Consider the following 15,078-nt stretch of genomic DNA (forward strand, 5'->3'; position numbering starts at 1 on the left):
AGTAGACATTGTACCTAATGTGGATACATTATGGTTCGATGGCACTGTAGAAAATTCCTTTACTGCAGGTAATTCAATATATTTTCCTTCACTATCATATAAGCCAGATTTTACAATTATACTATAGGTGGTGCTTGTACTATATCCTCCAGAAGGCGGTGTTATTTTTATAGCCTTGTTAGTTGCATTGTAGCTTAACCCTACCTTTAATTCACCACCATTAGGTGAAAAAACTTTTACATAAGTACTAAGGTTATTTATTAAGTTTGGATGTAGTTTATTACTAAGCTTTATTGTCCAAGTTTTATTTGTTGGTATATTTATTTGATGGTTTAAATCCTGTATATTTACTGCTGCAAATGCACTACCAGTTAATGCTAACGGTGTCATACACATTATAATTACTATTAAAATACTAGAAATCTTCTTTACTACTTTATTATTCATAGTTCCCCCCCATATCCTCTAAAATTTTATTTATATAATATCTGTCATATTGTATAATACTAATAACATTGATATTATGCTATAATTATACAATAAATTTAAAGTGAATGTAAGTAATTATATAATAACTAACATTCATTAAGTCTTACGCTAGGTGGTGATATAACTATATGGATAATAAAAACTTACTTAGACTTAATAAGTACATAAGCGAAAGTGGAATTTGTTCCAGAAGAGAAGCAGATAAGTTTATTGAATCTGGTAAAGTATATGTAAATAGTATCTTAGCTACCCTTGGAACAAGAGTTAGTCCTACTGATATTGTAGTAGTTGATGGAAAAACTATTAAACCTAAGTCAAATAAAGTATACATAGCCCTTAATAAACCTGTAGGAATTACTTGCACAACAGAAACTCATGTTAAGGGAAATATAATTAACTTTATTAACTATCACGAGAGAATATTCCCTATAGGACGTCTCGATAAACCTTCTGAGGGATTAATATTTTTAACTAATGATGGAGATATGGTAAATAAAATATTACGTGCAGGAAATAATCATGAAAAAGAATATGTAGTTTCCGTTGATAAACCTATTACAAAAGAATTTATTAATTCAATGGAAAATGGAATTCCTATACTTGGTACTGTGACAAAGCAATGCAAAGTTAGAAAAATTGGCAAATGTACTTTTAATATAATTTTAACCCAAGGTCTAAATAGACAAATTAGAAGAATGTGCGAATACTTAGGATTCAAAGTAACTAGTCTTAAACGTATTAGAATTATGAATGTGTCCTTAAGTAATCTTCCTACGGGGAAATGGCGTTATCTAAGCTCTGAAGAAATGTCCACAATCATTAATCTTACTAAAGATTCAATAGGTACTATTTAAATTGAAATTCAAATATAAATAAAAAAGAAGAAGATATTTATTCTATCTCCTTCTTTTTTATTTTTTATTTTAATTAAAATTCACCTTTAAATAATTCTGCAAATTGTTTATGTGCAATTATGTCACTATTTTCTTTTACTTCTTTAAAAGTTATTTTAAAATCATCAGATACATCTGAATAAACTTCATATATTTTCTCTGCAGTATTATTATCTCCATAAGTAATTACATATGCAACTTGATCTTTTTTGCCGTTTACATTTCTGTAATATTGATATATTTTTGCCTTTGATTTGTTTATTTTTTCATCAGTTAATACTTTATCAAGAGCAGTTTCTGCCTTTTTTACATATGCAGCTTCATCTTCATCAGTAAGTAATTTTAAAGTGTTTGCTTCATTATAATAATATTCTTTGTTAGCAAAACTATTTAATAGTGATTCAAAGCTTTCATAAGTAACCTCTGATACTTCTGTGCTTTCTTTTTCTTTACTATCTTCAGTAGAAGCTTGCTCAGTAGTCTTAGCTGATGAATCCTCTGAAGTATTAGTTTTTGTTCCACATCCTACTAATGCTAAACCTATGGTTGCTGTTAATACTAATGCGATTATTCTTTTCATTTTAAATCCTCCATATTTCTTAATAAATTTAATACTTAGTAAATGATATACCAAATAGTATATAATCTTTTGTATACATTTACATAGCTAATACAAAATATTAAGAGTATTTCTACTCTTTGTAAATACATATAAAATTATATCATATTTTGTAATATTTTCAATACTAAATTTCTACATATTATTTTATTAACATACATTGTTAATAAAATTTTGTCCATACTATAAAGAATAGTCTTATATACTGTTAAACTATCAACTTGTCCTTGTTATTAACATTATCCACAGGTATCCTGTTTATAACTTAGTGAATTCAATGTTAATACATAGATTTTCGTCTTATAATTCTATAATTTCTCTTCTAGACTCCATATACACCTTATAAACACGTGAAATTTTATCAACATTATCCACACTAATGTGAATAACTTGTTTATAACTTTTTATTTATACATCTTTACTAGAGAATTTAGATGTTACACACTTAAACTTTTTTTATCTTTCTAATAGATACTACTGATTAAACTGTGTTAAACTTAAGTTGACACATTATTTATTATTTATTGGAGGTTTATATATGCGAATTGGTTTAGGATATGATGTACATAAGTTAGTTCCTAATAGAGATTTAATTATTGGTGGAGTTAAAATACCACATACACTTGGGCTTTTAGGGCATTCAGATGCTGATGTTCTTATTCATGCAATTATGGATAGTTTACTAGGTGCTGCAGCACTTGGTGATATAGGAAAACACTTTCCTGATACAGATGCTAAATTTAAAGATATTTCTAGTATTAAACTTCTTAATGAAGTTAGAGAATTATTAAGTAAAAATAATTATAAAATAGAAAACATAGATGCAACAATAATTGCCCAGCGTCCTAAAATGTCTCCTTATATTACATCCATGAGAGAAAATATTAGTGAAGCATTAAGGATTTCTATAGATCAAATTAATGTAAAGGCTACTACTGAAGAAGGTCTTGGTTTTACTGGTATTGAAGAAGGAATTTCCTCTCAATCTATATGTTTAATAAGTAAAATATAAGATATATAAAAATACAAGTCCAAGGTTATTAAAATTCAACCTTGGACTTTTTAAAATGTTTATTACATATTCTCTATTATCTCTTCTAAATCTTTCTTAAATTCTTCAAATGGCCTATTCTCCTTAAAAGACTTCAACAATTTGGCTATTGAATCATATACATATTCGTCATTACTTATAGCTATGGTTTTAGCATTAGAATAGATGTCCTTAACTTTTTTTTCAACTTCCATTCGTAGTTCTGGAGATATATTATTGTAATTTTCCTTTAACTTCAATGAAACCAATACAGATTCATGGTTTATATAGGTTACTGAAGATTGAATTTCTGGAATCTCTTCTACGTTTACCATAATTCTCTCACAGGTGGATATAGCATTTCTAATTTCCACCTCTTTATCTATAGGTTCATCACTCATATCTTCAATAGTAGGACCGGCTCCCACAGTATCACTTTCTTTACTATTACTATTACATCCCATTAGTACCACCGTTACTATAATTAATAATACTACAATAAATAATAATATATCATTTATTTTTCCTTTCATTTCATATCCTCCTATATATAATATTAATTTAGTTTCTATAATCTATAGAACTAATAATAAATAACTATATATAGTTTGGCATATAAGAATAAGTATATTCCTATTCTAAATTATATCTCCACCTTTTACATCATATCTGAATTCTCAAATATATCTTTCGTAACAAAAAAATTCCCATTGTTTTCAACTAAGTCAAATTCACTTACACTTGTTATTCTTTCCTCCCTCTCAACATGAAATACATATCCAACTCTTCCATGTTTCTTAAAGAATACTCTTGATGATTTTATAACTCTAAGAGGATTTTTATTTTTATCATATATAATACTAGGAACATCATTAATCATATTTACATTCTCCTTACACCAGTTGTTAATTAATGATATATAATATTATCCTATTATATAATTTATGACTATAATCATTAGTTATAATATAAAATTTATTTGCACCATCTCTTATAAAAAAATTCACCTCCCTATATAAAATCTATAAGTAAGGTGAACTCTATTCCAACTTGGTTAATTATTCAATTATTTAATGTTTCTGCTACCTGGTTTTACATAAGGTATATCTTTTTTACATAGTGGGCATTCTTCCTTATCAAAGCTTTCTATTTCCAACTTACATGCACTATAAACCGGAAGAGTTAAAGCACAATTTTCAACTCTCCTATCAACTATACAACATACACCTATAACTTCTGCTCCTAAACCCCTTAGTACTTCTACAACTTCCATAGTAGATTTTCCTGTTGTAACTACGTCTTCTGTAATTAAAACTCTTTGTCCTTGCCTAATTTCAAAGCCTCTTGTTAATGTCATTACACCGTCTTTTCTTTCAGTAAATATCCCTGGCTTTCCTAGTTGTCTTGCTAGCTCATAAGCAACTATTATTCCTCCCATAGCAGGACCTACTAACATATCTACATCTAAATCTTTAACCTTGTTTGCAACTACTTCCAATACTTGCGCTGCCTTATCTGGATACTGTAGTAATTTTGCACATTGACAGTATCTATTACTATGTTTACCTGATGATAGCAAGAAATGTCCTTCTAATAATGCCTCACACTGAACTAATATATCTACAATTTTATTTTCCATAATATTTTCCTCCTATACTATTCCTCTAATTTCACTAATATCTTTAATATTTTCTTTTATTAAAAAGTCTTCTATTCCTTTTATTATTTCTAATGGTGCAAAAGGATTTATAAAATTAGCTGTACCTATTTGGATCCCTGTAGCTCCTGCCATTATAAACTCTATAGCATCTTCCCAATTTGTAATACCGCCAAGACCAACTACTGGAATCTTACATGCCTTACACACTTGATGAACCATTCTTAAAGCCATAGGCTTTACTGCTGGTCCTGAGAATCCTGCATAGATATTATCAAATACAGCCTTTCGTTTTTTGTAGTCTATAGACATTCCTTGAAACGTATTTATTAATGATAGTGCATCAGCTCCCGCTTCTTCACACCTAAGTGCCATCTCTACTATATTTTCTGCATTAGGAGATAACTTTACCATCAATGGTTTTTTACATACCTTCTTCACTTCTTTTACTGCCGCATAGGCAACCTTTGATTTTATTCCAAGAGCCATACCACCATGTTTTACATTAGGACATGAAATGTTAAGTTCTATGATGTCTACATCAGCCTGGTTTAACTTCTCGATTATACTTATATATTCTTCTACTGTAGCTCCACCAACATTAGCTATTATATTAGTGTTATATTCTTTCATATTTGGAAGTTCATCTTTTATAAAGTTTTCTACTCCTGGATTTTGAAGTCCTACACTATTAAGCATTCCACCTGTTGTTTCTTTGATTCTTACTCCATCATTACCTTGTCTTGGATTTAAGGTTAAGCCCTTACTACAAATTCCTCCAAGTTTTGCTATATCATAAAACTTACTATATTCTTCACCAAAGCCAAAAGTACCTGATGCTGTCATTATTGGATTCTTGAATTCCTTATTACAAATATTTACCTTAAGCATAATTTCTCCTTTAAAACTCTAAATCTAATCCATTAAATACAGGACCATCTTTACATGTTCTTTTATTTCCACTAACTGTTTTACATGTACAACCAAGACAAGCTCCTACTCCACAAGCCATCTTCTTTTCTTCTGATACATATATCTTTGTCCCCACTTCCTTGCACATATCAATTACTCTATACATCATAACCTCTGGTCCACAGCATAAAACTAAGTCATAGTCTTTAGGATTAAATAGTTCTGTTATATATCCTTTATGTCCAACACTACCATCTTCTGTAGACACCTTTACTGATAAACTTAACTCTCTTATTTCTTCTAACCCATAAACTTCATCTCTAAAGCCAGCAAATATATGAACTTCCGAATCCTTTATGTTATCTACCAGGTATCTCATTGGAGCAGCCCCAATTCCTCCTGATACTACTGCAACCTTGCCTTTTATCTCTTCTAAGTCAAAGCCATTTCCTAATGGACCCATAACCTTAACCTCTTGTCCTTGTATAAGATTACTTAATAATTTTGTTCCTTCTCCAACTGATTGATATAAGAATTCTATAGAATTTGATGTTATATTATGAATACTAATAGGTCTCCATAATATAGGTTCCTTTTCCCAGGATCTTAGCATATAAAACTGTCCCGGTTCTCCTTGAAACTTACCCTCTATAGATAATTTAAATATTCCTTTAGCAACTTCTTTATTCTCTATTACTTTACAAACTTTGTATTCATAATTATCTTTTTTCATTCTAATCTCCTAATAATTTATTCTAATATAATGCCATACAATAAAGTTGTATGGCATTAACTGTAGTTATAATTTATTTTTTTAGATTTCCTATAGCTGTTAGAATTTCATTTTTCATTCTAATTGCCTCTTCTTTTGCATACTTAGCAAAGTTTTCTTCACCATCTAGTTTTCCTTTATATGCAAGCATTATACCCCTTGAAGAGTTAACAACCCCTCCATTTCCATCCTTAAGATAAAGTGCTACATCTTCTGCTTTTCCACCTTGGGCACCATATCCTGGTATTAAGAAGAGTGTACTATCTAAGGAATTTCTTATTTCTATACCTTCATCTACATGGGTACAGCCTATAACCCCACCTATAGAACTATACCCACACTTACCTATATAATTTTTCCCTAAATTATTTATAGTTTCCCCTACTACATTAAATACTTTTCTACCGCCCTTAGTTTCTATATATTGAATATCCTTGCTGCCCTCGTTTGAAGTTCTTATCAGTACAAAAACTCCTTTTTCACTATTTTCAATATAAGGTAAGTATGGCTCTATACTATCTAATCCCATATATGGACTTATAGTTATAAAATCAGCTTCAAACTCTCCTTCAAAATGTGCTTTAGCATACATTTCAGCCGTTTTAGCAATATCGCCTCTTTTTATATCTCCTATAGATATTGCTCCCTTTTCCTTTATATACTTTAATGTATTAGAATAAGCTCTTAATCCTTCCAATCCATATGCTTCATAATATGCTATTTGTGGTTTATAACAAGCTACATGGTCTATAGTTTCATCTATTATAGCTTTATTAAATTCGAAAATTGCATCCCCTACCTTTTCAAATTTCTTCATAAAACTTTTTGGTATATATGATATATCTGTATCTAGTCCCACACATACATGTCCTTTTTCTGCAATTGTATCGAATAGTCTATCTATAATCATATGATACTCCCTCACTTTTCTATTTTTTATAAACAACTTTACCACTTTTTATGGTAGTTATAACTTCTCCATATACTTTCATACCATTAAATGGAGTATTTTTACCTTTTGATAAAAATTTTTCCTTACGTATCTCATATTCTTTTTCTAAATCTAGTATTACTAAATCTCCATCATAACCTATATCTATTTGACCCTTATTAACTCCCAGTATTTCACTAGGTCTCTTACTCATGATTTCACTTAGCTTACTTAAGTCTATATGACCTGACTTTACAAGTTTTGTATAAGAAATTCCAAAGGCTGTTTCTATTCCTGATATTCCTGGAGCTCCTTTTTTCTTATCTTCTTCAGTATGAGGTGCATGATCTGTAGCAATGCTATCCACATATCCATCTTTTATAGCATGGATTAAGTATTCCACATCTTCCTTTTCTCTAAGAGGTGGATTTACTCTATACTCTACATCATTTGTTAAAGCTATATGATGGGGAGATACTTCACAAGTAACTTTATGACCTTTTTCCTTTGCTTTAATGATATATTCCATAGATTCTTTGGTACTTACATGGGAAAAGTGAACTTTACACCCTGCATGTTTTGCTAAAGTTATATTTCTCCAAGTCATAGTATTTTCTGCTAGTCTCATATCTATATCAGATAGATTATGATTCTCACAATGGCACATAACAGTTATATCCTTCTCTTTAGCCTTAATCATAGCATTTAACATAACTTCGCTATGCATAACATCTTTTCCATCTTCTGATATTACTTTTATATCACCTTTTTTTAGCTTATCTAAATGGCTTATGTCATCTCCACTAAACTCATTAGTTATAGATATAACTTGATTAATATCTATAAGTCCTACTTCCTTACCCCTATTTATAACATAATTAACTGTCTCCATAGTGCTACATACTGGATTTGTATTTGCCATAAGGTTTACCATTACATATCCACCTTTAACTGCAGCATGAGAACCTGATTGTATATCTTCCTTATGTGTAAGTCCCGGATCCCTAAAATGCACATGTAAATCTACAAAGCCAGGCATTACTATCTTTCCTGTTGCATCTATAGTTTTACAATCCTTTATGAGATTTCTTCCTAGCTCACAAATTATTCCATCCTTTATATAGACATCTCCAAAAAAGGTTCCACTCCAGTCAACTACTGTACCATTCTTTATGCAAATTTCCATAAGTATTCTCCAATCCTATCTATTAATATAATGAAGTTACCTTTTGTAAATCATCACAGTAATGACATCTATATTCCTTTGTTTCTTCATCTACTAAGTAATGTATATGCTTTATGTTAGGTTCTATAGATGTAACGCATCTAGGATTCTTACATTTAATAACATTTTCAACCTTTTTAGGAAGTGTAAGCTTAATTTTTTCCTTAATTTCTTCATTTTCTATTATATCTATAGTTATATTTGGATCTATTACTCCTAATATTTCAAAATCAATATCTATTCTAGTTTCTATTTTTATTATATCTTTTTTCCCACACTTATCACTATTAGCATTCATTATAAGAGCTACAGTGAAATCGGCTTTATCTAAGTTTAAGAAGTTAAATATTTTTATTCCTTCTCCAGCTTTTATATGATCTATTACTAATCCGTTTTTTATACTATTTATAGTTAACATATTACTTCCTCCTTATATACCTTAGTAAATTCCTAATAGTTTTAGTATTAATGCCATTCTCACATACATTCCATACTTAGCTTGCTTAAAGTACACAGCTCTATTATCACTATCTACTTCATATGCTATCTCATTTACTCTTGGTAATGGGTGAAGTACTATCATATCTTCTTTCGCAAGATTCATTTTCTCATTGTCTAATATATAAGTATCTTTAAGTTTTATATAGTCTTCTTCATTAAAAAATCTTTCTCTTTGTACCCTTGTCATATATAAAATATCTATTTCCTTCATAGCTTCTTCCATAGTTCTAACTTGCTTGAATTCTATGTTTTTCTTTTTAAGGACTTCTTTTTTTATATACTCTGGTATTTCTAATTCTTCAGGTGAAATTAGTACGAACTTGTTGTTTTCATATCTACTTAAAGCTTTTATTAACGAATGTACTGTTCTTCCAAATTTTAAATCTCCACAACAACCTATTGTTAAATTATTCAGTCTTCCCTTTAGGGTTCTTATTGTTAGTAAATCAGTTAAGGTTTGAGTTGGATGTTGGTGTCCACCATCCCCTGCATTTACTACGGGAATATCACTATATTGTGCTGCAACCTGTGGTGCTCCTTCTTTAGGATGTCTCATTACAGCAATGTCTGCATAGCATGCAACAGTTCTTATGGTATCTGCAATACTTTCTCCCTTAGCTACTGAACTAGCATTTGGTTCTGAAAATCCGATTACGCTTCCACCTAATCTATTCATAGCAGCTTCAAAACTAAATCTGGTTCTAGTACTTGGCTCATAAAATAATGTAGTAAGCAAGTACCCATCACAAGCATGTATAAATTTTCTTGAATCTTTTATTATTTCATCTGCTAGGTCAAATATTTCGTCTAATTCTTCTAAAGTAAAGTCCATTGGTTCGATTAAATTTCTTCCTTTTAACATATAAAACACTCCTTTTTAGCCTCTCTGGGATAATTTAAAGGTATTAAGATTTACTGATAAAATTCAATAAAAAAAGCTTTCCTCAACAAGGAAAGCTATAAATATCTGTAAATACAACTTTGTATATGAATATATTATTGTAAATTTTATCATACTACAAATGTATTCATACCAAAATATTATCTTCCCTTGCCGGCATCTCTGTACCGTTTTTAAAAGGATTCTTTATTAAATTTTTACTATTTTCATTTTACTTTAAATAAACTGTAATGTCAATATAGTTTATTATAATACTAAATTTTTTAACTTAACTTATTTATGTGATTAAATCACATATCTTTCTATATAAATATTGTATTATAAATTATATAAACAGTATAAGTTTTATCCGATGACTACCAGCTCTAGTACTCTCCTCTTCTTCAAAGTGGGAGTAAAGAGCTGCTACGTCCCTGGTCTAAGCTTCAGTGGGAGTAAAAACTCCCTCTGAGGCAAAGAACTCTGTTTATACTAGTTTATATTAAGAAGTAAATACCAAGCTTATCAAATATTTATCAGCATAAATGTAAAACCTCATGGTATACTAAATAAAAGCAAATTATAAGGAGGATATTAAAATGAAAATAACTTTTGATAACGAAACTAAAGATGCACTTTTAGAAAATTTAAGCAAACAAGGCAAATCTGTTGTTAGACTAGCTATTGCCGGTTTTGGTTGAGGTGGCCCTAACCTAAGCGTTGTTCTGGATGAACAAAAATCAAATGATACTGTAGAAACTGTTAATGGAATAACTTTTGCAGTTGATAAAGATGAAGAATATATTTTTGAAGATTGTATTGTTTCTTACAAAAAAACATTCTTTGGAAAAACTTTTAGAGTAATATCTAAAGCTATAGGTGAAAGCTCTTGTAGCTAATATATTAAAAAATAATGCACTCTTTAAAATAAAGAGTGCATTATTTTTTTAATATGTTAATCCCCATGACTAAAAACTCTATTTATTTAAAGTACTTACTTATTTCCTCTATTGAACTATTTAACACTGCTGCTATATTTTCTAGTTCCTTAGAATTATTTAGATTTTCATGAGATATGGTTGAAGTTTCTTCCGAACTTGCCATGGTTTCTTGGGCTATACCTGATAGATTTGTAATGTTATCATGAATTTTTTCACTGCTATCTAAAATTGCAGATACCTTAGAAACCACACCTATCATTTCCTCTTTTACTGTAGACACATTTTTCTGAATAGTTGAAAATGCTTTATTTGTATCTTTAACCAATTGTTGTTGTTCATCATTAGCATGAACTAATTCTTCTACCTCTAAAACTGATACATTAGTATCTTCCTCTAGAGACTTCAGTATATTTCCTATCTCTAGTGAGTTATTTTTACTCTCAGCTGCTAATTTCTTTATTTCATCTGCTACCACAGCAAATCCTTTTCCACTTTCACCAACCCTAGCTGCTTCAATTGCAGCATTTAATGCTAGAAGATTAGTTTGCTCTGAAATAGATGATATAACATTAGTTATTTCCGCAATATTAGATGATTTTTCAGCTAGTTCCTTCATAATGTCACTAACCTTTTTATTTTTACTCATAATATATTCACTTTTCTTAGATAATTCATGAACAATTTTTATTCCATTGTCTATCACCTCATCAGCTTCCTCAGAGGATTGTTTAACAACAGTAGTTACCTCTTCAGTCTCTGTTATCTCATGCTTTATATTATTTACTAAATTAGTCTGACTCTCAATTTCTTTGCTAGTATTAGTTGCCCCTATTGCTATTTCATCTATAGATGAATTTACAATTTCTGTACTTTGAACTATTAAAGAAACAATTCCTCTAAGCTCATTAGATTTTTCTTTAACTACAGTATATACATTGGATAAATCTATTAACATCTTTTGTTGTATCTTACTATTTTCATTTAATTCTTCTACATTTTTATTTATATCTTTATTCATTTTAGAAATAAATTGTGTAACTATTACAAGTGTTGGCAAAAACATTATAGTAGTACCTAAAATCCCGCTTAACTCAGCACTATTTCCTAACTTTACCTGCATATATGCATATATTAGTATAGATATTAAATTTATTCCACCAACAGTAGTTATTAATTTTAAATCCAAGTATAAAACTAAACTTAGTATAAATGGAAATCCAGCTGCAAAAGCAGATGCACAGGATGATGTGAGTAATATATATGTATCTACTAATAAAAATCCTATAGCCAAAACCCATCTCATTATGTTATTTGATGAGTTTTTCATATATAAGAATATGGCTATAACATAGGCTATACCTGCTACTAATATATTATATATTGCAAATCCAATCCTTCTATCTCCTCTATAAACTTGTAGAACTGAACCTGCTACTGTAACAAACATAATGCTCAAAAATACAATTAACATTAATTTATTTACTTTAGTAATATAATTGTTATAGTTATCTTTATGTTCATTTTTCCCCATAATAATCCCCCCATATTTTTACTTGATTGAATTATCGTACCATTGTATATACATCTTAATATATATTTTGAAAATAAAACCATAAAACAAACTACCTAAGTAATTCGCTTTATGGTTTTATATAAATAATTTAGTTTCTATCTTTTTTTCATAATCCGACCATGTATCATGTATTGTTTTATCTTTTACCTTTGATACCTTATTCATAGTAGCATCAAGATAATCTGCATAATGCACTATAAAAGCCTCTTCCGTATTTGGCCCTTTAGGAGATCCATACTCCGGTTTTCCATGATGTTGAACAATACATCCTTTAATTCGATTTTTAAAGTCCTCACTATAAAAACCAGGATTATTTTTAAATGCTTCTTCTATCATAGTTATACCTATAACTATATGACCTTCCATTTCACCTCTAATGGTTGGTTTAAACCTTCCAATTGACAAATATTCATATATCTTTCCAATATCATGAAGTTTTGCTGCTAATATAGCAATTTCCTTATATCTACAATTATACCTATATGCAAGTTTCTTTGCCCAATAAGTTACGTTAAGAGTGTGTTCTGCAAGCCCACCTATATATGTATGGTGTTCTAACCCTCCAATCCCTTGAGAAAAATTATTTATAAATTTCTTATCACAAAAAAAATATTTATCTAAAGACATAACCTCTTCACATTTAAATTGTTGAGTTGTCATTTCTTCTAATTCATCTAATATAAATTTTACATCTCTTTTTACACAGTTCATAAAATCATTTAAATTATAACTATATTTTGATAAATCTAGCTTCACTATACTATTATCTTTTATACTAACATTTACTACATCACCTATATTTAATACATTATTGTAATTATTTTTAACTTTAAGCCTTAATTCGCCTGTAATATCTCCTAGGGTATATATTATCTCATCTTTATATATTTTTTTATCTTTAATCATAAGTAACAATTCTACTAAATCCTTATTAGTACTATTAACTACTTGAATCAAATAGATTGATTTCATAACCTCATCTCCTTATAAAGTCATCTATTATGTATCTTTTCATAAGAAGATATTTTTATTCTTTGATCCATATAATATTTTACTTATATTTATCTCCAAATTCTTCAACTAATGTAGTAACTAGTTTTTTTATATTACTTGCATGAGCTACTAAAATCATAACTAACAAGAATATTAATATTCTTTCTTTATCTTCATTATTAAACTGGTACTTTTCCAAGTGTCTTCTAATTATTTCTTCTAAATCCTTCTCTTCCCCACTAAAAAATAATTCTATATTCTTTTGTTGTAAATCGCTAAATAATTTAAAGGTATCTTCCCATGAAAGAATATCATCCTCCCTATTATTTATATCATTAAAAGCTAATCTAAATACACTTTTTATTTCATCTGTTGTCAAAATTGGCCTCATATATCCTAATAAAACTAATTGAACTAAATGCAGTTTAGTATATCCTCTTTTTTTACCATCTTCCGGCTTAGAAATAACTTCACTCTTTATATAATTTTGAAGTATGCTATTAGTAAATTTATCATGCTTAAACTTATCGTTAAGATAATCTTTAACTTGTGATAAGAATAAATCATACTGTGGTAATTCATCATACTGTATGATACTTTTTTCAGTATTCTCACCTATCATCTCCGAAAATTTAGATACCACCTCTTGAAAAATAGTTCCACTATCTCTTTCTCTATCATTCATCTTCATCCCTCACTTTAATAACCTTTTTAATATTTAACATATTCTTGTCTTAATACTAGTTAAATATATCATAATGTAAATTTTTGTACACTACTTCATATTAATTATAAAAGATAATGTCTATATTTACAAATATCTATAAAATAAAAGTCGAATTATTTATTCATAGATTATGAAATTAATATATATTATTCATTCAAATATAAGCACATATCAATATTATTAACAATAATCACATTTTACTAACATATTATTATAAATAATATCAACATTAGTTGTTGATTAATATCTACATGTTAATTCCTATAATTCTACTAACTTTAGGCATCTATATATATTATCCACATTATCCACAGATAGGTTGTGCATAATATTTTTTATTTTCTGTCTAGAACACTGAATAATATGACTTTATCTCCTTCAAATTTTGATATTTTTTGTAGAATCAATTCACAAAGTAAATAAAATAGTATTGAAAATAAGCTTCTTTATGTTAAAATATTAAATTATAAGTTAAATTATTCATCTTTTCCTTATTATGTGATTAATACTACTATAATAGATCATATATTAATGGCATATAATGTAATTAATATATTTTTTTTATCATTTTTTATTGACTTATGATTTTTCTTGTATTATAGTTATTATATGGTATTAAATATAATATCTGCTAGCTAAATTTTATTTGATTACATAATCAAAAATATAGGAGGAATTTATTATGAAATCAACTGGTGTTGTAAGAAAAGTAGACGAGTTAGGGAGAATAGTTATCCCAGTAGAATTGAGGAGGACTTTAGATATTGACGTTAAGGATGCTCTTGAAATATACGTAGATGGTGAGCAAGTTATATTAAAGAAATATGAACCTGCATGTATCTTCTGTGGAGATGCTCGTGATGTGGTTAACTATAAATCTAAAAACATCTGTGAAAAATGTCTAAAAGAATTAAAGAATCAACAATAAATAATAA

At 28.6% G+C, this 15,078-nt stretch carries 17 protein-coding genes; 3 read left to right on the plus strand and 14 right to left on the minus strand.

The window, feature by feature from the left end; genetic code table 11:
- Positions 1 to 447: Ig-like domain-containing protein (locus B2671_RS15515; RefSeq protein WP_346871217.1), on the minus strand; the 447-nt coding region annotated here is incomplete at its 3' end.
- A gap of 170 nt (positions 448 to 617) precedes the next feature.
- Between B2671_RS15515 and rluF the strand changes: the two genes are divergently transcribed.
- Positions 618 to 1,343, plus strand: coding sequence for a 23S rRNA pseudouridine(2604) synthase RluF (gene rluF, locus B2671_RS15520; protein ID WP_346871218.1), 726 nt, complete (start codon positions 618 to 620; stop codon positions 1,341 to 1,343).
- A 73-nt stretch (positions 1,344 to 1,416) separates the two neighbouring features.
- Here rluF and B2671_RS15525 read toward each other — a convergent pair whose 3' ends face one another.
- Positions 1,417 to 1,962, minus strand: a complete 546-nt coding sequence (locus B2671_RS15525) for a hypothetical protein (protein WP_346871219.1) — start codon at positions 1,960 to 1,962, stop codon at positions 1,417 to 1,419.
- Between the two features lie 577 nt (positions 1,963 to 2,539).
- Here B2671_RS15525 and ispF point away from each other — a divergent pair.
- Entirely contained in the window at positions 2,540 to 3,013 is a 474-nt protein-coding gene (ispF, locus tag B2671_RS15530) for a 2-C-methyl-D-erythritol 2,4-cyclodiphosphate synthase (protein ID WP_346871220.1), read from the plus strand.
- Positions 3,014 to 3,075: 62 nt separating this feature from the next.
- Here the strand turns inward: ispF and B2671_RS15535 are convergent, their stop codons facing one another.
- The 12 genes from B2671_RS15535 to B2671_RS15590 form a co-directional block, all read right to left on the minus strand.
- On the minus strand, positions 3,076 to 3,564 hold the full coding sequence (locus B2671_RS15535) for a YhcN/YlaJ family sporulation lipoprotein (protein ID WP_346871221.1): 489 nt from the start codon (positions 3,562 to 3,564) through the stop codon (positions 3,076 to 3,078).
- 125 nt (positions 3,565 to 3,689) lie between these two features.
- Positions 3,690 to 3,911: a hypothetical protein gene (locus B2671_RS15540; RefSeq protein WP_346871222.1), complete on the minus strand. Its 222-nt coding sequence runs from the start codon at positions 3,909 to 3,911 to the stop codon at positions 3,690 to 3,692.
- A 186-nt stretch (positions 3,912 to 4,097) separates the two neighbouring features.
- Entirely contained in the window at positions 4,098 to 4,670 is a 573-nt protein-coding gene (gene pyrE, locus B2671_RS15545) for an orotate phosphoribosyltransferase (protein ID WP_346871223.1), read from the minus strand.
- Between the two features lie 12 nt (positions 4,671 to 4,682).
- Positions 4,683 to 5,579, minus strand: a complete 897-nt coding sequence (locus B2671_RS15550; RefSeq protein WP_346871224.1) for a dihydroorotate dehydrogenase — start codon at positions 5,577 to 5,579, stop codon at positions 4,683 to 4,685.
- A 10-nt stretch (positions 5,580 to 5,589) separates the two neighbouring features.
- Positions 5,590 to 6,333, minus strand: coding sequence for a dihydroorotate dehydrogenase electron transfer subunit (locus B2671_RS15555; protein ID WP_346871225.1), 744 nt, complete (start codon positions 6,331 to 6,333; stop codon positions 5,590 to 5,592).
- Between the two features lie 73 nt (positions 6,334 to 6,406).
- Positions 6,407 to 7,282 carry an orotidine-5'-phosphate decarboxylase gene (pyrF, locus tag B2671_RS15560; RefSeq protein WP_346871226.1) on the minus strand — a complete coding sequence of 292 codons (876 nt, stop codon included), beginning with the start codon at positions 7,280 to 7,282 and terminating at the stop codon, positions 6,407 to 6,409.
- A gap of 19 nt (positions 7,283 to 7,301) precedes the next feature.
- Positions 7,302 to 8,489, minus strand: coding sequence for a dihydroorotase (locus tag B2671_RS15565; protein WP_346871227.1), 1,188 nt, complete (start codon positions 8,487 to 8,489; stop codon positions 7,302 to 7,304).
- 22 nt (positions 8,490 to 8,511) lie between these two features.
- Positions 8,512 to 8,946 (minus strand): aspartate carbamoyltransferase regulatory subunit, encoded by a 435-nt coding sequence (locus B2671_RS15570; RefSeq protein ID WP_346871228.1) that lies wholly within the window; start codon positions 8,944 to 8,946, stop codon positions 8,512 to 8,514.
- Positions 8,947 to 8,967: 21 nt separating this feature from the next.
- Complete coding sequence (pyrB, locus tag B2671_RS15575) at positions 8,968 to 9,891, minus strand: aspartate carbamoyltransferase (RefSeq protein ID WP_346871229.1); 924 nt, start codon at positions 9,889 to 9,891, stop codon at positions 8,968 to 8,970.
- 999 nt (positions 9,892 to 10,890) lie between these two features.
- Positions 10,891 to 12,381: a methyl-accepting chemotaxis protein gene (locus B2671_RS15580; RefSeq protein WP_346871230.1), complete on the minus strand. Its 1,491-nt coding sequence runs from the start codon at positions 12,379 to 12,381 to the stop codon at positions 10,891 to 10,893.
- 117 nt (positions 12,382 to 12,498) lie between these two features.
- The gene (locus tag B2671_RS15585) at positions 12,499 to 13,395 is read right to left on the minus strand and encodes an HD domain-containing protein (protein ID WP_346871231.1); all 897 of its coding nucleotides are present in this window, start codon (positions 13,393 to 13,395) and stop codon (positions 12,499 to 12,501) included.
- A 79-nt stretch (positions 13,396 to 13,474) separates the two neighbouring features.
- Positions 13,475 to 14,038, minus strand: a complete 564-nt coding sequence (locus B2671_RS15590; RefSeq protein ID WP_414632643.1) for a DUF1836 domain-containing protein — start codon at positions 14,036 to 14,038, stop codon at positions 13,475 to 13,477.
- Between the two features lie 787 nt (positions 14,039 to 14,825).
- Between B2671_RS15590 and B2671_RS15595 the strand changes: the two genes are divergently transcribed.
- Positions 14,826 to 15,071: an AbrB/MazE/SpoVT family DNA-binding domain-containing protein gene (locus B2671_RS15595; RefSeq protein WP_346871233.1), complete on the plus strand. Its 246-nt coding sequence runs from the start codon at positions 14,826 to 14,828 to the stop codon at positions 15,069 to 15,071.
- The last annotated feature ends 7 nt before the right edge of the window (positions 15,072 to 15,078 follow it).

The organism is Clostridium sp. UBA5119 (genome assembly GCF_002414285.1).
Lineage (GTDB): Bacteria > Bacillota > Clostridia > Clostridiales > Clostridiaceae > Clostridium_J > Clostridium_J sulfidigenes.

What these genes read in the sequence shown, in the direction of transcription:
- B2671_RS15535 (WP_346871221.1), bottom strand. Translation starts at nt 3,564, where the DNA reads ATGAAAGGAAAAATAAATGATATATTATTATTTATTGTAGTATTATTA.
- pyrF (WP_346871226.1), bottom strand. Translation starts at nt 7,282, where the DNA reads ATGATTATAGATAGACTATTCGATACAATTGCAGAAAAAGGACATGTA.
- B2671_RS15550 (WP_346871224.1), bottom strand. Translation starts at nt 5,579, where the DNA reads ATGCTTAAGGTAAATATTTGTAATAAGGAATTCAAGAATCCAATAATG.
- B2671_RS15540 (WP_346871222.1), bottom strand. Translation starts at nt 3,911, where the DNA reads ATGATTAATGATGTTCCTAGTATTATATATGATAAAAATAAAAATCCT.
- B2671_RS15555 (WP_346871225.1), bottom strand. Translation starts at nt 6,333, where the DNA reads ATGAAAAAAGATAATTATGAATACAAAGTTTGTAAAGTAATAGAGAAT.
- rluF (WP_346871218.1), top strand. Translation starts at nt 618, where the DNA reads ATGGATAATAAAAACTTACTTAGACTTAATAAGTACATAAGCGAAAGT.
- B2671_RS15595 (WP_346871233.1), top strand. Translation starts at nt 14,826, where the DNA reads ATGAAATCAACTGGTGTTGTAAGAAAAGTAGACGAGTTAGGGAGAATA.
- B2671_RS15585 (WP_346871231.1), bottom strand. Translation starts at nt 13,395, where the DNA reads ATGAAATCAATCTATTTGATTCAAGTAGTTAATAGTACTAATAAGGAT.
- B2671_RS15565 (WP_346871227.1), bottom strand. Translation starts at nt 8,489, where the DNA reads ATGGAAATTTGCATAAAGAATGGTACAGTAGTTGACTGGAGTGGAACC.
- ispF (WP_346871220.1), top strand. Translation starts at nt 2,540, where the DNA reads ATGCGAATTGGTTTAGGATATGATGTACATAAGTTAGTTCCTAATAGA.
- B2671_RS15580 (WP_346871230.1), bottom strand. Translation starts at nt 12,381, where the DNA reads ATGGGGAAAAATGAACATAAAGATAACTATAACAATTATATTACTAAA.
- pyrB (WP_346871229.1), bottom strand. Translation starts at nt 9,891, where the DNA reads ATGTTAAAAGGAAGAAATTTAATCGAACCAATGGACTTTACTTTAGAA.
- B2671_RS15525 (WP_346871219.1), bottom strand. Translation starts at nt 1,962, where the DNA reads ATGAAAAGAATAATCGCATTAGTATTAACAGCAACCATAGGTTTAGCA.
- pyrE (WP_346871223.1), bottom strand. Translation starts at nt 4,670, where the DNA reads ATGGAAAATAAAATTGTAGATATATTAGTTCAGTGTGAGGCATTATTA.
- B2671_RS15570 (WP_346871228.1), bottom strand. Translation starts at nt 8,946, where the DNA reads ATGTTAACTATAAATAGTATAAAAAACGGATTAGTAATAGATCATATA.
- B2671_RS15590 (WP_414632643.1), bottom strand. Translation starts at nt 14,038, where the DNA reads ATGATAGGTGAGAATACTGAAAAAAGTATCATACAGTATGATGAATTA.